This is a genomic window from Flavobacterium sp. EDS, from assembly GCF_020991525.1.
Classification (GTDB): Bacteria; Bacteroidota; Bacteroidia; order Flavobacteriales; family Flavobacteriaceae; genus Flavobacterium.
Window position 1 is genome coordinate 236,880 of the sequence record NZ_JAJMOZ010000004.1, and the last position, 21,181, is coordinate 258,060.

At 33.5% G+C, this 21,181-nt stretch carries 17 protein-coding genes; 9 read left to right on the top strand and 8 right to left on the bottom strand.

The window, feature by feature from the left end; translation table 11 throughout:
- The first annotated feature begins 5 nt into the window (after positions 1-5).
- The gene (locus LPB87_RS08230) at positions 6-362 is read left to right on the top strand and encodes a hypothetical protein (RefSeq protein ID WP_129540123.1); all 357 of its coding nucleotides are present in this window, start codon (positions 6-8) and stop codon (positions 360-362) included.
- A 27-nt stretch (positions 363-389) separates the two neighbouring features.
- Here the strand turns inward: LPB87_RS08230 and LPB87_RS08235 are convergent, their stop codons facing one another.
- Positions 390-956 carry a hypothetical protein gene (locus LPB87_RS08235; RefSeq protein ID WP_230605636.1) on the bottom strand — a complete coding sequence of 189 codons (567 nt, stop codon included), beginning with the start codon at positions 954-956 and terminating at the stop codon, positions 390-392.
- A 54-nt stretch (positions 957-1,010) separates the two neighbouring features.
- The gene (locus tag LPB87_RS08240; RefSeq protein WP_129540121.1) at positions 1,011-1,562 is read right to left on the bottom strand and encodes a hypothetical protein; all 552 of its coding nucleotides are present in this window, start codon (positions 1,560-1,562) and stop codon (positions 1,011-1,013) included.
- A 115-nt stretch (positions 1,563-1,677) separates the two neighbouring features.
- On the opposite strand from LPB87_RS08240, the gene LPB87_RS08245 reads away from it, so the two are divergent.
- Positions 1,678-4,449 (top strand): 2-oxoglutarate dehydrogenase E1 component, encoded by a 2,772-nt coding sequence (locus LPB87_RS08245; protein WP_129540120.1) that lies wholly within the window; start codon positions 1,678-1,680, stop codon positions 4,447-4,449.
- A 114-nt stretch (positions 4,450-4,563) separates the two neighbouring features.
- A complete protein-coding gene (gene odhB / locus LPB87_RS08250; protein WP_129540119.1) occupies positions 4,564-5,790 on the top strand; it encodes a 2-oxoglutarate dehydrogenase complex dihydrolipoyllysine-residue succinyltransferase in 1,227 nt (408 codons plus the stop codon).
- 77 nt (positions 5,791-5,867) lie between these two features.
- Here odhB and LPB87_RS08255 read toward each other — a convergent pair whose 3' ends face one another.
- From LPB87_RS08255 to LPB87_RS08280, 6 genes are all read right to left on the bottom strand, one after another.
- Entirely contained in the window at positions 5,868-7,379 is a 1,512-nt protein-coding gene (locus LPB87_RS08255; protein WP_230605637.1) for a T9SS type A sorting domain-containing protein, read from the bottom strand.
- A 284-nt stretch (positions 7,380-7,663) separates the two neighbouring features.
- Positions 7,664-8,101: a retropepsin-like aspartic protease gene (locus tag LPB87_RS08260; RefSeq protein ID WP_230605638.1), complete on the bottom strand. Its 438-nt coding sequence runs from the start codon at positions 8,099-8,101 to the stop codon at positions 7,664-7,666.
- A complete protein-coding gene (locus LPB87_RS08265) occupies positions 8,053-10,710 on the bottom strand; it encodes a CHAT domain-containing protein (protein WP_230605640.1) in 2,658 nt (885 codons plus the stop codon). The genes LPB87_RS08260 and LPB87_RS08265 overlap by 49 nt, the downstream gene beginning before the upstream one ends.
- A gap of 109 nt (positions 10,711-10,819) precedes the next feature.
- The gene (locus LPB87_RS08270; RefSeq protein WP_230605641.1) at positions 10,820-12,772 is read right to left on the bottom strand and encodes a PKD domain-containing protein; all 1,953 of its coding nucleotides are present in this window, start codon (positions 12,770-12,772) and stop codon (positions 10,820-10,822) included.
- 197 nt (positions 12,773-12,969) lie between these two features.
- A complete protein-coding gene (locus tag LPB87_RS08275) occupies positions 12,970-13,956 on the bottom strand; it encodes a hypothetical protein (protein WP_230605642.1) in 987 nt (328 codons plus the stop codon).
- A gap of 72 nt (positions 13,957-14,028) precedes the next feature.
- Entirely contained in the window at positions 14,029-14,328 is a 300-nt protein-coding gene (locus LPB87_RS08280) for a hypothetical protein (RefSeq protein ID WP_230605643.1), read from the bottom strand.
- A gap of 130 nt (positions 14,329-14,458) precedes the next feature.
- Here LPB87_RS08280 and LPB87_RS08285 point away from each other — a divergent pair, with 130 nt between their 5' ends.
- The 6 genes from LPB87_RS08285 to LPB87_RS08310 all read left to right on the top strand — a co-directional run bounded on the left by LPB87_RS08285 (position 14,459) and on the right by LPB87_RS08310 (position 20,951).
- Positions 14,459-15,043, top strand: a complete 585-nt coding sequence (locus LPB87_RS08285; protein ID WP_230605645.1) for a sigma-70 family RNA polymerase sigma factor — start codon at positions 14,459-14,461, stop codon at positions 15,041-15,043.
- Positions 15,044-15,045: 2 nt separating this feature from the next.
- Positions 15,046-15,777: a tetratricopeptide repeat protein gene (locus LPB87_RS08290; protein WP_230605646.1), complete on the top strand. Its 732-nt coding sequence runs from the start codon at positions 15,046-15,048 to the stop codon at positions 15,775-15,777.
- Between the two features lie 355 nt (positions 15,778-16,132).
- The gene (locus LPB87_RS08295; protein WP_230605648.1) at positions 16,133-17,794 is read left to right on the top strand and encodes a S41 family peptidase; all 1,662 of its coding nucleotides are present in this window, start codon (positions 16,133-16,135) and stop codon (positions 17,792-17,794) included.
- 154 nt (positions 17,795-17,948) lie between these two features.
- Positions 17,949-18,728, top strand: a complete 780-nt coding sequence (locus tag LPB87_RS08300; protein ID WP_230605650.1) for a TatD family hydrolase — start codon at positions 17,949-17,951, stop codon at positions 18,726-18,728.
- Between the two features lie 65 nt (positions 18,729-18,793).
- On the top strand, positions 18,794-19,930 hold the full coding sequence (locus LPB87_RS08305) for a 1-acyl-sn-glycerol-3-phosphate acyltransferase (protein WP_230605651.1): 1,137 nt from the start codon (positions 18,794-18,796) through the stop codon (positions 19,928-19,930).
- Positions 19,920-20,951, top strand: coding sequence for an asparaginase (locus tag LPB87_RS08310; RefSeq protein WP_230605653.1), 1,032 nt, complete (start codon positions 19,920-19,922; stop codon positions 20,949-20,951). Before LPB87_RS08305 ends, LPB87_RS08310 begins: the two co-directional genes overlap by 11 nt.
- Positions 20,952-21,181 lie beyond the last annotated feature (230 nt).

Below are 21,181 nucleotides of genomic sequence, written 5' to 3' on the forward strand. Positions count from 1 at the left end.
ATCAAATGTTTGTAGCTCCACAAAATACAGATCTATTACTTCAGGAAGCTGAGAAAGAAGCTTTGTATCTTAAATTAATCGAACAAATTAATAAGGATTTTAATTTGGCTAATGAAGGAATTGATTTTCCGATGAGTATTTCTCCAGAAGAACTTAAGATCCAGATGCACGAAAAAGTATACCGAATGATTCAGTATAAGTTTGCCGAGTATTTAAATCTGCTTTATATTATAGATGTTTCTGAAGCCGAAATAAAAAAACTAGACGGATCTGATTTAGTAATCCTAGCTGAACAAGTTTCTTTTTTGATCTTAAAAAGAGAATGGCAGAAGGTTTGGTTTAGGAATTTTTATAGCAGATAGAGGCGAAGACGCTAAGGTTCTAAGTGGCTAAGATTTTTTACCTGGACGAATAATGTTTTTTAATCTGTCTAATTCGGACCATAGCCCAAATCCATTAGTATCTATTTTGCTTCCTGTAATCTGAAAACGACTACATTTAAAACAGATTTTTGCTATTCCTACGGTTTTTTCTTTCTTCTTAAAAATAAAAATATCCCGATATTCTGCAATGCAGGCATAACCGCTATTTTGCAGTGAATCTTTCTCACTAAATACGCTTTGAATTTCTTTTTCTTGCTTGGTTGACAAGATTGATTTTTTGTATTTGTACTTTAAGAGAAGTTTTTCAAAACTCTTCTTTGGAATACTGTCTGGATAATTCCCGTAAAAAAAATGGGAGAATTCCTTTTTCTTTTCAATTTCCTGTGCATTTTCGCCAACTAAATGCTCAAATCCTCTTTTGGAAAATTCTAAATAATAATGATCAATTTTATCTGAATCAAAAAAAGGTCTTAATTCTTTTTTTACAACTTTTAGATTTTCGACTTCAGCTTTCTTAGAATTGTTGCAACTCGAAATTAAAACAACCATTAATATAAAAAAAAATCTCTTCATTTTTGTATTTAAAAACTTAGTAACTCAGCGACTTAGAACCTTAGGAACTTCAAGTTAGAAATATACCCTCACAAACGGCATAAAAGCTTCTCCATAAATGCTTTTATTATTGTCATGTAGTACATTATAACGTACTCCCATAGTTACATTTCCTGTTCGATAACCTGCACCTAGATATAAAGATGTATTCCAGAAATTGTCACTAAAACGAGGCTCTCCAAAATATTTATAATCAGTATTAACATTGATTTGTTCTAATTCTGCCGAAAGCTGAATTTCAGGAATAGGACTTACTAATCCGATAAGACTTCCTCCGTAAAGAAAAGAAGAGTATTGGTTTTTAGAAGATACATATCCTATTTGCAGACCTACACCAACGGCAACAATTGGATTAATGTTGTAAATAGCACTAGGTAATAATGAAATATCGGTATATCCAGATCCGAAACTTAAACCGACTCCACCACCAAATTGTACATTGCTCCAGAAATCATTTTGCTTTTGTGGAATGTAATATTTTTGTTGTGCAACTGCACCAGATGAAAATAATAGACCCAAAATGATAAAAATTGATTTGAAAACGATTGAAAAATGATTTTTCTTCATAGTTAAGCGGATTTTAACAAATTTTTACGTAAAAGTACGTAAAAAAAAGATTTAAATAAACTCGATTATCGTACTTTTGCCATTCTATTTAACAAAAAGTATATTCACTAATATTATGGATAGGTTTTCATTTTTAAATGCAGCGCATACAGAGTTTTTCGCACAATTGTACGATCAATATACACAAAACCCAGATAGTGTAGAGCCAAGCTGGAGAAGTTTTTTCCAAGGTTTTGATTTTGGAATGACAACTTACAACGACGAAGCACCAGTTCAGCAAATTGTTGAATTCGCAGCGAACAACACCGATTGTAGTTTGGTATCTGAAAAATTGCAAAAAGAATTCAACGTATTAAAATTGATTGATGGATATCGTTCTCGCGGTCACTTGTTTACCAAAACAAACCCGGTAAGAGATCGTAGAACATCATCACCAACTTTAGACATCGAAAATTTTGGACTTACATCGGCAGATCTTTCGACTGTTTTCGATGCAGCCAAAGTAATTGGTGTTCCACCTTGCTCATTGCAAGATATTGTGAGACGACTTCAGGCAATTTATTGTCAGCATATCGGGGTAGAGTATATGTATATTCGTAATCCTAATGTTGTAAAATGGATTCAGGACAAACTTGGAGTAAATGACAATCAGCCGAATTTCTCTACAGATGAGAAAAAGGTTATCTTAAATAAATTAAATCAAGCAGTTTCTTTCGAGAACTTCTTGCATACCAAATATGTTGGGCAAAAACGATTCTCGCTAGAAGGAGGAGAATCAATTATTCCAGCTTTAGATGCTCTAATCGAAAAAGCAGCTGAAAAAGGAGTAGAGCAATTTGTAATGGGTATGGCTCACCGTGGACGTCTTAACGTATTGGCCAATATCTTTGGTAAATCAACGCAAGACATCTTCGGAGAATTTGATGGTAAAGATTACGATCAAGAATATTTTGATGGTGACGTAAAATACCACTTAGGACTTACTGCCGACAGAAAAACAAGAGCTGGTAAAAATATCAATATTAACCTAGCGCCAAATCCATCTCACTTAGAGACAGTTGGAGCTGTTATTGAAGGGATTACCAGAGCTAAACAAGATAAATATTACGCAGATGATTTCTCAAAAGTATTACCTATTGCCGTTCACGGTGATGCTGCGATAGCAGGACAAGGTATCTTGTACGAGATCATACAAATGGCACAATTAGACGGATATAAAACTGGAGGAACAATTCACATTGTAATTAACAACCAAGTTGGTTTTACAACGAATTACCTTGATGCACGTTCATCTACTTATTGTACAGATGTTGCCAAAGTAACACTTTCGCCAGTATTACACGTTAATGCAGATGATGCAGAAGCTGTAGTTCATGCCGTTTCATTTGCATTAGATTACAGAATGACATTTGGTCGTGATGTATTTATTGATTTATTAGGATACAGAAAATACGGTCATAACGAAGGTGACGAACCTCGTTTTACACAACCGGTTTTATATAAAATCATTGCTAAGCATCAAAATCCAAGAGATATTTATGCGCAAAAATTATTGTCAGAAGGTATTATCGATGCAACTTATGTAAACGCATTAGAGAAAGAATACAAATCGACAATGGAGGTAAACCTTGAAGCATCTCGTAAAAAAGACTTGACAATCATTACACCATTTATGCAAAATGAATGGAAAGGATTTGAGCAGGTTTCAGATGTTGTGATGTTGAAGAAATTTGATACTACTTTTGCTAAAGAAGGATTAGATTCAATCATAAAAACAATCTCAAGTTTACCATCAGATAAAAAATTCATTAACAAAATAACCAAAATTGTTACTGATAGAAAAACAGGTTATGACAACAATACTATCGATTGGGGAACTGCAGAAGCATTAGCTTACGGTTCACTATTAACAGAAGGATTTGATGTTCGTATTTCTGGTCAAGACGTAGAGCGTGGTACATTCTCACACCGTCATGCAGTGGTAAAAGTAGAAGATTCAGAAGAAGAAGTAATTCTATTGAATGCTATTGAGAACAAAAAAGGGAAATTCGGGGTATTCAACTCATTATTATCAGAGTACGGAGTTTTAGGATTTGACTACGGATATGCTTTGGCTAATCCTAATGCATTGACAATTTGGGAAGCACAATTTGGGGATTTCTCAAATGGAGCACAAATCATGATCGACCAATATATTTCATGTGGAGAAGACAAATGGAACAACCAAAATGGGATTGTTTTATTGTTACCACACGGATACGAAGGACAAGGAGCAGAGCACTCTTCAGCAAGAATGGAGCGTTACCTACAACTTTGTGCAAGACAAAACATGTATGTTGCCGATTGTACAACGCCAGCTAACTTCTTCCACTTATTGAGAAGACAAATGAAAACAACATTCCGTAAACCTTTGGTAGTTTTCTCTCCAAAAAGTTTATTGCGTGATCCAAGATGTGTATCTACAGTAGAGGAATTAGCAACTGGAAGTTTTCAAGAAACAATAGATGATAATACGGTTAACAAAAAAGACGTGAAAACATTAGTTTTTGTTACAGGTAAATTCTACTATGATATAGTTGCTGAAAGAGAAAATAATGGACGTAATGATGTTGCTGTTGTTCGTATCGAGCAATTATTCCCATTCCCAGTTGAGCAATTAAAAGCAATTATTGCACAGTACCCTAATGCAGATGATTATGTTTGGGCACAAGAAGAGCCTAAAAACATGGGAGCTTATAGTTTTATGTTAATGAACTTTGACCTTGTAAAATGGAGATTAGCATCATTAAAAGCATACGCTGCGCCAGCATCAGGAAGTTATACACGTGCAAAACGCCGTCATGCAGATGCTATCAGAATGGTTTTTGATAAAAATCTGTTCAGATAATAAGGAGCTATCGTGACCTACTGTCATCAAGGCTAAAAGAATAAAAATCAATTAACGAAAGTTGTTTTTAAAACAATTTAAAAATATAAAATTCATAATTTAAAATAATAAGACATGATTTTAGAAATGAAAGTCCCATCACCAGGGGAGTCAATAAAGGAAGTTGAAATTGCAACTTGGTTAGTAAAAGACGGAGATTATGTAGAAAAAGACCAAGCAATTGCTGAAGTTGATTCTGATAAAGCAACACTTGAATTACCAGCAGAAGCTAGTGGGACAATCACATTAAAAGCTGAAGAAGGAGATGCAGTAGCAGTAGGGGCAGTAGTATGCTTAATCGATACTAGTGCAGCAAAACCATCTGGATCTGCTCCAGCAGCAGAAGCTCCAAAGGCAGAAGCGCCTAAAGCTGAAGTTAAGGCAGAAGCTCCAAAAGCGGCTCCAGCACCAGCTGCAACATATGCATCTGGGACGCCATCGCCAGCAGCAAGAAAAATTTTAGACGAAAAAAATATAACAGCTTCAACTGTTTCAGGAACAGGTAAAGATGGAAGAATCACTAAAGAAGATGCTTTAAATGCAGTACCTTCTATGGGAACTCCAACAGGAGGAAACCGTGGTTCAGAGCGTACAAAACTTTCTATGTTACGTCGTAAAGTAGCAGAAAGATTAGTAGCAGCTAAAAACGAAACAGCTATGTTAACTACATTCAATGAAGTTAACATGACACCAATAAACAACTTGCGTAACGAATACAAAGACGCTTTCAAAGCTAAACACGGAGGTGTAGGTTTAGGATTCATGTCATTCTTTACAAAAGCTGTAACAAGAGCTTTAGCATTATATCCAGACGTAAACTCTATGATGGATGGTGACTATAAAGTAGCTTATGATTTCTGTGATATCTCAATCGCAGTATCTGGACCAAAAGGATTAATGGTTCCTGTAGTTCGTAACGCAGAGAATTTGACTTTCCGTGGTGTAGAAGCAGAAATCAAAAGATTAGCTATTAAAGCGCGTGACGGACAGATTACAGTTGATGATATGACAGGTGGTACATTTACAATTACAAACGGAGGAGTTTTCGGAAGTATGTTAAGTACACCAATCATCAATCCACCACAATCAGGAATTTTAGGAATGCACAATATTATTGAGCGTCCGATTGCTGTAAATGGTAAAGTAGAAATTCACCCAATGATGTACGTAGCACTTTCTTATGACCACAGAATTATCGATGGTCGTGAGTCAGTAGGATTCTTAGTTGCTATTAAAGAAGCATTAGAAAACCCAGTTGAATTATTGATGGATAACAATCCTAAGAAAGCATTAGAGTTATAGTTTATAATAATTTTCAATTGAAAAGCCGTCATTTTTTATTAAATGACGGCTTTTTTTATTCTGATCGATGTAGAGTTTTATTCTTTTATAATTTTAATTGTTTTTTCGCGACCTTCAGATTTTACTTTAAGGAAATAAATTCCTATTGCTACATGTGATAAATCAAGATCTGAATGCAGACTATTTATTTTTTTATCGAGAATGACCTTTCCAGCAACAGAGAATAGAGTTACTTCGTCAATTACCGATGAGTTTTCGATACTTAATATGTTTTTTACAGGATTAGGATGATATTTAAAACTACCAAATTCAAAGTCAGGATTCGATAACGTATTTAGCTTTACAGTTACCGCTAGTTTTTCTTTACTTTCAATATCATTAATAGTTTGAGAAGCATAATAAGTAGTGTTGTCTACTAATACAGTTGATAATGGTAAAAAAGTTTCGTTTACCCTTTTAGTCTTCCCAGATAGCGAAGTAGCATTACTATACCATTTAATACCAGTAACAGGAATGTTAATATCTGCAAGAGTTTGTCCCGCAGTAAGATTTAAAGTAATTGCTTTTTTGCCCTCTACTAGAGGTGCAGGCGGATTTACAATATTTTGAGTAATTAATACTATGCATCCATTTTCATCTATAACATAAGCATCATATATTCCTGGAGATATATTTGTGAAAACATTACCAGACTGATAAGGCATGTGATTTATAGAATAACTGTATTTGCCAGTTCCGCCAGTTGCATTAACCGTTATTGTTTGGTCTGTAATTACAACAGTAGCTGTAAGTGCTTTAGGTTCCTGAACTTCTATAGGGTTCATTACAGCACATCCCATGGCGTCTTTAATAACTACCCTGTACATGCCAGCAGGTATATTACGAATGGTGTAGCTATTTTCATATACACTCACAAAAGCATCCATTTTCTCTTCAATATAACAACTATAAGGCGGAGTTCCTCCAGATACAAATGATATTATTTCTGCGCTGGAATCACCATTACATCTAGCCATAGTATTTAGTGTCTTCGCTTCTAAAGGGGGAATCGTTATATCTTGTACAACTATAATTATTGAATTTGTGCACCCATTTGAGTCTTTGGTATATACTGTATAAGCCCCTGGGATCATATTATAAAAATAGTTCTCGATTTGATAGTTAAATCCGTCTTTTGAATACTGATATGGAAAGGTGCCACCTGAAGCATTTAAGGTTATTAATGATTTGTAACATCCGGAATGTTTAATGGTAGCATTTAAGATAAGAGGAGAACGGCTAACGTTTAAAAGGAAAGATTTTACAGTAACATTTCCTTTGTTATTAATTCGGGCATAAACACTAGTTGATGAACCTGTACTTTCAAACGAAGTTGGGATTGGAATTGCATAAGCGCCCCTACTAGCATCATAGTTACTGAGGTGATAACTAATTGTAGTTTCGGCAGGATTTAAATCTCCAATTATTTCTGGCTCTCGAATAGTTAAATCAAATAAAGTATTTCCATCGCAATGCACAATAGGACTGATTTGTGCATAAAAGCTAAAGGATGTAAGTAAAAAGAATAGATAGAGTAAAGTTTTTTTCATACGTATCGGTTTGTTAAATTCCGAAACAAATATACTTAAAAAACTGAATTTTAATTACATATGTATCTGTAGTTATGTGGTTTTTGAAAATAAATGAGTTTCTGTTATCAAAGGCGATGTTTTGGTATGATTTCTTTGCGCTTTTGCGACTTGGCGAGAGATTCATTCGGTAAAGTATTGTGACTTTCCTGTTAGTTTAATTAGTTTGCGAAATTATTTCGACGAACGAATTAGTGATAATTAGTGAAATTCGTGTTAGTTTATGTATTTAAACTAGCCTCTTTTTATTGCAGATATACATAATGATTATAATAGTCGATAATCGCTTTGCCCTGTAGCAAAACATCGGCTCCTATAATTCCATGAACAGGTCTGGCTTTGTATTGGCGTAAAGCTTCGTTTACGTGTGAAAGGTCAAAAATTACTAAGGCAAAATCTAAATCTTTCCAAGAACCAATTTGCAATATATTGTTAGATGCTGTTTGAGTAAGCATTCCTGTAGCACCAGCACCAGCGGCTTTAGTTTTAGAAGCTTCAGCACCCAATGCAAAACGCTCAATACTCTCAAAGCCTACACAAGTATTAGATGCGCCAGTATCTAGAATGAAATTACCAGAAACACCATTGATTTTTGCTTTTATTAAAAGGTGTTGTGTTTTGGTAACTTTGAATTTTATTTTTTTGTATTTCTCTTTTTTGAGAACATCGTGAAGGTTTTCCATTTTTGGTACTGATTGAATATCAAAAATAAAGCAATTACAGCCAAAAAACTAATGATGTATAGCATATAATTTGAAGATTTCTCTTCGGGAGAAATCGAACCATAATAAACAAAAGAACTCCAATAATAAGGAGATTTCTTGGTATTAGGAATCGATTTGTTGTTTAAAAAATCAAGCTTTGCATTGGTATTGGCTTCAAAATACGGAACATTGTTTTTTATGTTTTTATAAAAATCAGCCATAAAAATGGATGTTGTATAATCATTTACTTTCCATAACGAAAATAACAGGTTTTGAGCTCCGGCAAACTGAAAACCTCTTGCAATGCTCATGGCGCCTTCGCCTTTATATAATTTTCCGATTCCTGTTTCGCAGGCACTCAAAACGACTAAATCTGGATTTAGGGTAAGGTTATATAATTCAGAATACAGGATTTCCTGGTCGTAGAATTTGATACTTGCATGAGTTTCGACATCGCCAGAAGAGGCGTGTGTACTCAAATGTAAAATCGAATATTGGTTTGCATTATTTTTAAAGTTAGAAAAACTGGCATCTGAGTTTTCTAAATATTTCCCTTTAAAATTGCTCTGAATTGATTCCAGTTCTTTCTTCGAATAAGTCAATTCATAAGCAGTTTTTTGGAAAACAGGGAAAATCCCTAAAACAGTTTTTTCTGATTTTGAAACTGATTTTGAATTCAGATAATTACTAGCTGAAGTGTTATAGGCAATTTTAAAATCATGGAGTAAATAATGCATTTTAGCAAAATTTGTTGTGCTGGATTCCTGAGTAATCAAAGCTTCAAATGGTAAGAAATTAAGGATTCCATCGGGAACAATAATGAGGTTTTTATAAATAGCATCTTTAGGTAATCTCATCATATCAAAAACTTTTTTTCCGATTCTGTTATATCCGGAAATGTCATCATTAATATTGTTTGAATTACCGAAATATTCAATGAATTCCATAATTTGAGGCATTGCTGTATCGGTGATATTAAAATGGTTCAATGCAATTTTTTTATCCTGTAATGTGAAATAATAGATTTCTTCCAAGCCCAGAAAATAGTAAACCATTACGGCTTTATCTTTTTCCAGTTTTGATAAAAGCGCTTTCATATCACAATTCTCAGGAATATAATTGAGGTTTTTGGTTTGGATTTTCTTCAGCGAAAGCATTAATTCGTTTTGTTTTTTTATTGCTGAATTAATGTTAGAAATAGTAGCTAAATCTCCTTTTTGCTGTTCCTTTAAAATTTCATTGTTTAAGTTTTGAAGCTGTTGTAATAAGAATTTCTCTTCTGCAGTAGCGGTTTTAATATTCGATCTATATCCTTTTAAAATACCCGATTTACTTCTTTCTGATAATTGAAAAGCTTTTTCCAGGTATTGAATTTTGTTTTCTTTTTTAAACAGTTCATCATAAATCGAAATGCATTTTTCGGTACGATTTCGTGTTCGTATTTGTGTAATGATTTTAGAATTTTCATAAACCAAAACATTCATTAGTAAATCTTCAATATCAAAAGAAAGACTAAATGCTTCGAGTGCTTTTTTGGATTGATTTTGTTTAGAAAAGATTTCTGCTTGCAAATCCAGAACATCAATCAAGACCGTTTCGGCATACAATTGATTTTTATTGGGTAATGTATTTTTTGAATTATAATTCGGAATCAGGATTTTAAAAATAGCCTGAACTTGTTTTGCACTTTCATCATATTTTTGTTCATCAAAAAGCAATAACGCTTTTTCATAATATAGTTTTGCTAGTTTTCGCGGTTGTTGGTTTGGTGTTTCTAAAAATAATTTTTCTGCTTTTTCTAAATATGAATTTGCAATTTCAAATCGTTGCCATTGTCTGTTCATTGAAGCCAGATTGCGATAAGAATTCGATAAAGTTTCGGATTGACCTTTTTCGTTTTTTAGATATTTTATAGAAGATTCAAATGCTTTTTCGGCGTCGTCTGGCGAATTTCTAATCAACACTAGTTGTTTTAAACCTAGCCAATAATTATTCCCGAGATTATTCCATAAAATTCCTTTTTGAGCATTTGATAATTGTTCCGTTTTTAAGGTACTTTCTAACAATTCAATTGCCAAAGAAATTTTACCAGAACTCTGATATACATTTGATAAATTCAGAATTGCAGCAAATTTTTGTTTCTGAGCTTCGGGATAATTCTTAGAAGTATTTACAATATAAAAATATTGTTTTATGGTGTTTTCAGCACTATCGTAATCACCCAGAACGGTATATAAATTGCCCAAAGGTTTCAGGCAATATTCGATAATATCGTAATCTTTTAGTTTGTTTTTTTCGTAAATCTGCCAAGCTTTTTCGTAACTCGCAATTGCTTTTTCTGTTTGTCCAAACTGATTTTCATAATAGGCTTTGTTGCAGTTTAAAACGACGACTGCCAGTAATTCATCTTTGGTTTTAGAATTTTGGCTTTTCCAAAACGAGGTTTCTGTATTTGTTAGATTTTGTAATGCTTTGGGAGATGGATGTGCTATAAAAGAATCGATTGCAAGATATATTTTGTCCTCCTGACGTTGCCCGAATAGAATTATCGTTGAGAAGAATAAGATATAACAATATCGTTTTTTCATAAAATGTTGTTTCGCAAAGGTTCGCAAAGCTTTTTCGCAAAGAAAATAAAAGTTTGATATTTAGAAACTTAGCGTATCTTCTTTTTCTTTGTGCAGCTTAGTGTAATAACTAAAACTTCCAAATCCCATAAAACTGAAAATAATTAAAATTCTGCTCAAAGTTTATCACATAACGGGCGCCTAAACTAGGACCAATTCGGGCAAAACCTGCCGTTAAATCAAATAAGATGCCTGTTTTAAATCCTGTGAATGAGTTTTTTATTGTGTTTGATTCCGTTTTGGCGTCCATTAAGAACTGATCGGTTCCTCCTTCAAAACTTTCTGTTTTTATGGTTTGATTCTGTTCTTCGGAAACATTGATGTTGGCTTGTAAACCTGCTCCAACTCCTATGTAATTATTAATGTTATACCGAATAAGTATAGGAACTTCCCAATTGATATTTTTGTTTTCGGTACTATTTGTTATGCGTTGAAATTGTTTCATTCCATTCGGATTTATCCCAATTCCTTCTCGTATTGTGGTGCCGCTTTCGTATTTGTTTATCGCGTTGAGCCATTCGACTTGCCAATAAAATCGATAGGATTTAAAAGGTGAAATAGTTGCGCCTACAAAGTAACTCGTTGATTTGTCTAAATCAGGATATAAATTATAACCAGCTTTAGCACCAATAGATATTCCGGGCAGGAATCGGGTAGTGGCATAATTGGTAATAATAGGCTCATTCTTGTCGAATATTATGGCGGTTCGGCTTCGGGTTTTTACTTTATGAAAGTCATCACCAAACTTCATAGAGTATTTTACAAAACCTTTGGTACTATCTTTTTCTTTTACATTTTTTTGTTCGCTTCCGGGTAAATAAATGTTTTTGAAAGTAAAGAATATCTGGTTTTTCTTTATGATTGTATCTAAACAACTTGTGGTAGGAATTTCATCTTTGGGGCAAATAGGACATTTTGGATACATATCTTCTATCTGAAATGTTTTTTTGTCAAACATATCAGGAATGTCCGTTTCGAGTCGAATCATTCTTGCTGGGCCTTCGCCATTGTTTTGGAAGCGTGTTTTAAAATTGACTCTTTTAAAACGTACTAATCTGTAATTCATAAAACTTCCGTTGGAGCCCATTTTGTTTGGGTCGTGAGAAGTCACAATTTCCATTTCGAGGTTTTTTATTTTATGATTTTTATAGCTTCGATTTGGTACAAATATGCCTCGCATGGTTACAGTTGCGCTGGTATCTTTAATCATTTCGGGAGTGGTCTTAAAAGTGTAAAATACATTTCGGGTTTCACTCGGGTTGGCATCGTCAAATTCTAAAACAGAAACATTATGATAGGTTTTATTTGCGTCTAGTAATGATGCGTCAAGATCTTCTTCGGTGGTTGTGTTTCGGTATTTTTTGGTTTTAATATTATTTTCGACTGAAGCCAAATAAGTGCTGGTATTATCAAGATCATTAACTGAAGCGATTGTGTTTTCTTTTATCTCGCGTTCGCCAGCGTAGGTTCGAAAATCGACCAATTGGAAATTATTGTCTTTGAATTGTTTTTCGTTGTAAAAAAGATAGAGTTTTCCGCTAGAAACATAGTTTTCCAGATTTTGGTAGCTTACTACAACTACCATTTCCTGATCTGGAATTGGGTCACAATTTTTTAGGATTGCAAATCCATTTTGATCAGCTATCGAAGCAATATCTTTGTAGCTGTTATCGGTAATATCATTAATGGCAACTTTTTTAGGTCGTGTTGCGGGAGGTTTTCCGTTATCATAATTGTTAGTTACGGCAAGTCTCGTGGTATATGTTCCTTTGTTTTTATAAACATGTTTGGGCTCAGCTTGTTTGCTGTAATGACCATCGCCAAGTTCCCATAAATAAGAATAGCTTGGTTTTGGTGCTCCAGCAATAGGGATTAATGGCGGAGTTTCGGGTTTGAAACTTACCAGATTTCCGTTTTGATTGTAACCAATGATGGCTCTTCGGGTTATAGTATCTTTTACTTTGGTTTGTCCTATTGAGAGAATAGAAAATAGAATAAAGAAAATAGATGATAGTGGTTTCATAACTATTGTTTTTTAGCCCTGATAGCAGTGGAAATCCTTTTTCTGACTTCTTTAGGAAGGAAAAGATTATACGTCCCGATAGTTATCGGGAAGCAGGATTAGCTTCTTGAAATTATCAGAATAAGTTTTAAACTGGATTAAATGTAAAAAAAAGTGATGAGCAAATCACCACTTTTTCTTAAAAAGTATTTTGTAAGTTACTGAATAGCATTGATTGCCGCTATCAGCTGGGCTTCGGTGCCGACAGTTGTTTGGCTAAGAGTAAAAGTATAAACATCATTGGCAGCAACTGTGACTGCTTTGATAGCGTAACGCCATTGGCCATTATCTTCGGTAACAAAAATTACGTGACAGGCAAGTCCGATAGGTATTTGTCCGTAGTGTTCGCTGAATAATCCGGCAGGCGTATAAGTGTCTAGTTTTGCAAGTGCATTTGTTCCTTCACCATCGTAAGATAGATAAACTGCACTATTTATGTTGGTGTATCCTTCTGGAGCTTTTACCAATAGTGTAGTTTTAGGTCTTGGGTCACTGTAAAAACGGTCTACGTTTGTCCAGCCAAAGCTTCCGAAATGTACATAATAATTACCTCCTTCTGCCTGAACTCCATCTTTACCCCCATTTCCAGCAGCATCTGGTTTAGGTTGTTCCCATGCTAATTCTCCTTTATCATCGATTGCGCCTTTCCAAAAAGTCATTAAATTATCTACTCCGCCAGTTAAGCTTGTAGGAACAACTAAATCCATATAACAAGTTGTTTTAAGCTCAACGCCACTTTGTGTAGCTTTAATAAAGAATTCTCCGCCTGAGATTAATAAATTTTTCTTTCCGTCGGGCATAACTCCCATAGTAGGTTTGTTGGAGATAAGCATATTGCCTTTGTCAAAAAGTTCTACGTATTCGATATCAACTACTCCAGTTACAGGATTTCCGTTTTTGGTAAGGCAATCTCCGTTAATGCTTAGTTTTACTCCTTTGGCAGAAGTAAGTGTTACAACTCCTGTTCCTGCTGTGATGGTAAAGTTTTGTGTATTTTTTTTAAGTCCTTTTTCGCTGATGCTTTTAAATGCTACTCCAGATGGAGGAATAACAATATTGCTGTCGTTGTTGTCGCTATTGTCGCAACTTGCAAAAGTGATTATTGCTAAGAATAAAAGTCCGATTGTTTTAAAATTTGTGTTCATGATTTCTAGTTTTAATGGTTGTTATAGTAATAGATGTTTTGGGGTAATAATTTGTTACCCTAGTTTTTGGTTTTATTTTAAAAGACATTTTTCTTCAAAGAGATTGCCATCTTCATCTAAGGCAACCAGAATGTTTTTTTTCTTAGAAAGTGTAATGATTTGATACAACCAAATGATCGACCAAAAGCCGAGTGTGGTGCAAGTAAGAAAGAGCTGTAAAGAATGATCGATTTCTTTTTTCTTTTTGGATAAAACGACATATGGTAATTTTTCGTTATGCTCAATAATGACAAAACCATTTTGGATTTTGGTAGAAAGCATCTTATGAAATTGCTCTAAATTCTTATTGTTTATAAATTGATAACTTTCCATTTCTCTTAATTTTTTAATTGTTTTAAAAGACTCTTGTTTTTGTATATCAACTTGATTTTGCAATTGTTACCCATTTATGTGGAATTTGTTTTTAGATTTTTTTTACATTAGCTAATTAAAAAGTCATTTTATGAGCCAATCTAAAATTCATGTAGATCAAATATATATTGAAGGGCTTGCTGCAAATGATTCGGCAGTTATAGAATCCATCTATAAGAAGTTTGTTCCTAAAGTGGTTTCATATGTAATGAATAATTCTGGTGATAGAGATCAGGCGCAAGATGTAGTTCAGGAAATAATGATTTTGCTTTTTAATCAGGCTAAAGCCAATGTCTTACAATTGACTTGCCCATTTGATGCTTACTTTTTTTTGTTGTGTAAAAGAAAGTGGTTGAATGAACTAAAAAAAACATCGAATAAAGGGGTAACAATTAACGAAGATGCAGCATCTATAAATGAATCTGCACACGAATTGGTTGATCAAGCCGAAGAATTTGAAGAAAAACAGCAATTGTTTGACACTATGTTTCAGAAATTAGGAGACAAATGTCAAGAGTTGCTAAAGTTAAGCTTTACGATAAAATCGATGGAAGAAGTGGCCGAGAAACTAAATGTTACTTACGGCTATGTTCGCAAAAAAAAATCGCTTTGTATTGGTCAGTTAACCGAGTGGATTCAGGAAAGTAAAAACTTTAAATCTCTAAAAAACAAGTAGCCATGAACGAAGAACGCTATATATTATTCGATCAATATCTTCAGGGAGAGATGACTGTTGAAGAAAAAAATAGTTTTGAAAAACAATTAGCTGAAAATCCAGAATTTGCTTCGGCATTTGAGGCTTTTAAAACGGTAAATCTTCATTTGGAAACCAAATTTGGTTATAAAAAAGAAAGAGAAGAGTTTAAAGAAAATCTAACTCAGATTTCGAATTCTCATTTTAATAAAAAGAAGAAAAAATCCAAAGCAGTATCCTTAAAGCCTTGGTATTATGCAGTAGCTGCTTCTGTGGCCGTTTTAATTGGTTTGTTCTTTTTCAATTATGATTCGAACCCTACTTTTGAAGATTTTAATCATCCTGAGCAAGCTTCTTTTACCGAAAGAGGGGATTTAAATATTACTTTAAAACAAGCTGAAATCGCATTTAATGCAAGAAAGTATAAAGAAGCAATTCCTCTTTTTGAGGAAACTCTAAAAGGAATAAAAACACCTGAAGTTCAATATTTTTATGGTGTTGCATTATTACAAGAAAATGAGTTTCAGAAAGCCGAAACGGTCTTTAACGAATTAAAAATGGGAACATCTGTATATAAAGACAAAGCACTATGGAATCTTGCTTTGAGCAAATTAAAACAGAAAGATTACCAATCGTGTAAAGAAATTTTGGAGACAATTTCTCAAGATTATGAAGGCTATGATGATGTACAAGAACTCTTGAACGAATTGGATTAAGAAGTTTTTTACTAAATAGAAAAAGAGTTTACACAAGGATTCGCAAAGAGTTAAGATACTTTGCGAATTTTTTTGTAGTGTTACTTGCGGAACTTCGGTTTCGCTCAGTTTGACAATATTGGGACGAGACAAGATTACGAATAGAAAATCCGTTTAATCTGCGTATCATTTGCCATAATATTTTCGAGATACTCAGTCTGACAAGGGGTGTGTAAAACAATGATAAATAGAAAAAAAAGCAACATTCTTTGTTGCTTTTTTTTATGATTATAATCAAGTTATGATTTTAATTTCTAAATTCGATTTTGCAAATACCCTAACCTCAAACTATTTATAATTTAAATCTTTTTACTGAATGCAAAAAATTACCCTATTTCTTCTTCTTGTTTTCTCACATACCATTTTTAGTCAAACCAAAATTACCGAAACCGAAAAATTAGCTGCCACTTGTAAAGTATGGGGCTTTTTAAAATATTACCACCCAAAAGTAGCCAATGGTGATTTTAATTGGGACAATCAACTTCTTGAAGTCTTACCAAAAATTGACAAAGCACAAACAAAAGAAGAATTTTCGTTAGTAATAGAAAACTGGATTGATTCATTAGGCGAAGTACCATCGATTGCGCCAATTACTCCTGCAACAGCTGTTGAGTATTTTGATAAAAATTTTGATTTATCATGGATAAACACCAATAAACTGTTTTCGAAAAAACTTTCAAAAAAGTTGCAATTTATTGAGGTAAATAGATTCCAAGGAGTTCAGTTTTATATTGATGGAGCAGAACATGTAGGGAATGTTACCTTGAAAAATGAAAGTTATCTGAATCCAGATTTCAATGATACAAATTCAAAGCTCCGAATGTTGTTTATGTATTGGAATCTAATTGAATACTTTTTTCCTTATAAATATCAAATGGGTGAGAAATGGGAAACAGTTTTAGAAAAAGCAGTACCTAATGTCATCATTGCAAAAGATGCAAGTAGTTTTTTTACTGCAATGAGAAAAGTAGTGAGTAAACTGGACGATAGTCATGTTGAATTTGTTACCTATCAATCTTCGTCAAATTCTAATATTAAAACTTATTTTCCAGCTGATGGGAAGATAATTGAAGAAAAAATAGTTGTTACAGAAATTTTAGGAGATAGTTTAGCACAAGCGGATGATATAAAAATTGGGGATGTAATTACCAAAGTAAATGATAAAAGTATTAAAGAGTATATAGCAGAGAATAGGGATTTAATTTGTGCGTCAAATGAAGCGTCGTATCTAGATAAATTGGTAAAGGTAATCTTGATGAATAATTTGGATACTGTTAAAGTTGAGTTTTTAAAAGATGGAAAGTACACAACTAAAACAATGACTTGGTTTGATTATCATGATTCTCATAGGAATGAATTTAAAAAAGGGGCTCAAAAAAAGAAAGATAAATTTAAAGTTTTAGAGAATAATATTGGTTATGTCGATATGGGGATTATAAAAATTAGACATATTCCAGATATGATTGAAATGCTCAAACCTACTAAAGCTATTATTTTTGATATGAGAAATTATCCTAATGGTACTTATGAGGAAATTTCAAAATTTTTGAATCCTCAGAAAAAGCAATTTGCAATATATACTCGTCCAGATTTGAGTTATCCTGGTAGGTATAGATGGAGCGGGGGATCTTCTAGTGGTTTTGAAAATAAAGATAATTATAAGGGAAAAGTAATTGTATTGCTTAACGAAAAATCTGTGAGTCAGTCCGAATGGACAGCAATGTGTTTTCAAACAGCTGGTAATACGACTATTATTGGAAGTCAAACTGCTGGTGCCGATGGGAATGTAAGTCATTTTGACTATAAGGGATTTCATACGCTATTTTCAGGAATTGGGGTTTATTATCCCGATAAACGTCAGACACAAAGAATAGGAATTGTTCCAGATATAGAAGTTAAGCCTACGATTTTAGGGATTCAGCAAGGAAAAGATGAGGTTCTTGATCGTGCTTTGTTGTTTGTTGAAACGGGAAAATAGACTTAGTTTTTCCGTTATCAGAAAAGCAATATTTTATCTAAAGCAATGATAAGTAAATAGTAAAGTGATAAATTCTGTCTCTTTTTTAGTAATTGTAATCAAATTGGGAAAGTTTTTATTATTGTCGTAATTTTGGGCTTTTAAAATTATAAAATTGAATCCAAATACAATTATTACTGATACACATACCCATTTATACTCAGAAGAATTTGATCAAGACCGCGATCAGATGATTCAAAGAGCAATCGATGCAGGTGTTTCTCGTTTTTTTATTCCTGCAATTGATGCTGCTTCTACACAACCAATGTATGATTTGGAGCAGAAATATCCAGATAATGTATTCTTAATGATGGGTTTGCATCCCACTTACGTGAAAGATAATTATCTTGATGAGCTAAAGCATGTAGAAACCGAATTAGCAAAACGAAAATTTTATGCAGTTGGAGAAATCGGAATCGATTTGTATTGGGATAAAACACATCTTAAGGAGCAACAAATTGCTTTTAGAACACAGATTCAATGGGCAAAACAATATAAATTGCCAATCGTGATTCATTGCAGGGATGCTTTCGATGAAATTTTTGAGATCTTAGAAGCAGAAAAATCAGCTGATTTATTTGGTATTTTTCATTGCTTTACAGGAACTCATGAGCAAGCATTGCAAGCGATATCTTATAATATGAAACTCGGAATCGGTGGTGTAGTAACATTTAAAAACGGAAAAATCGATCAATTCCTTAATCAGATCGATTTAAAACATATAGTGTTAGAAACTGATTCGCCTTATTTAGCACCAATTCCTTTTCGCGGCAAGCGAAACGAAAGTAGTTATCTGGTGAACGTTGTGTCGAAATTAGCCGATATATATGATGTTTCCGAAGAAGAAATAGCAACAATAACAACCCAAAACTCAAAAGACGTTTTTGGGATTTAACTTAGAACATATGATACTTTAATTTTTTTTTTGTTCATTTGTCCACTTAAATATAGATATTAATAATGCAGAAATTTGATGCGATTCGACCGTTTTATGATTCAGAAGTAAATGAAGCCCTTCATGGTGTGGCAAATCATCCGATGATGAAAGCTATGATGAACTTTTCATTTCCAGAGTTAGAAGACGAAGTTTGGAAGGAACAATTGAAGAGAACTCACTCTATTCGTGATTTTCAATGCAATTTTATTTATCAGACAATTCAAAAAGTTCTAGAAAGAAGCTCAGAAGGATTAACGACTTCCGGATTCGAGAAACTTGAAAAAAACACTTCTTATTTATTTGTTTCTAATCATAGAGACATACTTTTAGATACCACATTATTAAATGTTTGCTTATTTGAGCATGGTTTAGTAATGACCGCTTCAGCAATTGGAGATAATTTAGTTAAAAAATCATTTTTAAACATACTAGCTAAATTAAATCGTAATTTCTTGGTTCTGCGTGGACTTTCACCTCGTGAAATGTTGCAAAGTTCAAAGTTATTGGCGGAGTATATCGGACATTTATTGTTCCGCGAAAACCGTTCTGTTTGGATTGCACAGCGTGAAGGAAGAACTAAAGACGGTAATGATGCTACGAATCCAGGTGTTTTAAAAATGCTAGGAATGGGATCGGATGAAGCAAACCTGATGGATTATTTCAAGAAAATGAAAATAGTTCCTGTATCTATTTCATACGAATATGACCCGACGGATGCGTTAAAAATGCCACAGTTAATGGCAGAAGCTAATAACGAGATTTACATTAAAGAAAAAAATGAAGATTTCATGACCATTTTAAGTGGTATCATGGGAACTAAAAAAAGAATACATATTTCTGTTGGGGATGTTCTGGATAAAGAAATTGATCAGATCGCAGCAGAAAATGACAACGCAAATAAGCAAATTCAAGCACTGGCACAGGCTATAGACGATTCGATATTGAAAAACTATAAATTATGGCCAACAAATTATATTGCGTACGATATTCTGAATAAGACAGATAAGTTTTCGCATTTGTATAAAGAAAGTGAAAAATCATTATTTGAAAGACGTTTAGAAATGCGTATTGGTAGCGATAATCCAATTGCAGTACAAGGAATTTTGTCAATGTATGCCAATCCAGTTGTCAATAAATTAAAATACGAAGATGCCATCTAAAGCCAAAATACTTTTAATTTATACCGGAGGAACTATCGGTATGAGTAAAGATTTTGAGACTGGAGCGCTCAAAGCCTTCAACTTTAATAAATTATTGCAAAAAATTCCAGAGCTAAAACAATTGGATTGTGAAATCGAAACGGTTTCATATGACAATCCTATTGATTCATCGAATATGAATCCGGATAAGTGGACAGAAATCGCCACGATTATCGAAGATAATTACAATTTTTTTGATGGATTTGTAGTTTTGCACGGTTCGGATACCATGTCCTATTCAGCATCAGCATTGAGTTTTATGCTCGAAAACTTAGCAAAACCAGTTATTTTTACTGGATCGCAACTGCCAATTGGAGATTTGCGAACGGATGCGAAAGAAAATCTAATCACGGCGATTCAGATTGCTTCACTTCAGGAAAATGGGAAGCCAGTAATTAATGAAGTTTGTTTGTATTTTGAATACAAATTGTACCGTGGTAACAGAACTTCTAAAGTAAATGCAGAGCATTTTAAAGCTTTTACAGCTCCAAATTATCCTGAATTAGTAGAATCTGGAGTTCACTTAAAATTAAACAGACATTTGTTTCTTCCTATAAAAACAGATGCTAAACTGATTGTTCACAAAAAGCTAGACAATCATGTTGCTATCATAAAAATGTTTCCGGGAATGAGCGAAATTGTTTTTGCAGGAATACTAACAATCCCAGGTTTAAAAGGAATTGTTCTGGAAACCTATGGATCTGGAAATGCACCAACAGAAGACTGGTTTCTGAATGCCATTAAAAAGGCAATTCAATCAGGTATACATATCGTAAACGTAACGCAGTGTTCAGGCGGAAGTGTGAATATGGGACAATATGAAACAAGTACTGAGCTTAAACAACTTGGTATTATCTCAGGAAAAGATATTACAACCGAAGCAGCAATTACAAAACTAATGTATTTGTTGGGACATGAAATTGAAGCCGAAAACTTTAAAACCATTTTTGAAACGGCATTACGCGGTGAGATTTCTCTTTAAATTCAGTTGAACATATAAATGATTAAGTTCATTTTAATGAACTTCTTTCCTAATATTGTCATTTCGACGAAAGGAGAAATCTTCATGAGAAACTCCGTTATCATAATCGCCAATCTTTGTCGAGTTACTTGCTAAGATTTCTCCTTTCGTCGAAATGACAAGTTTGTCGATAATTAGGATTTCGGCTCAGGTTATTTATGCTAGACTTATATTTTCTTATATCACTTATC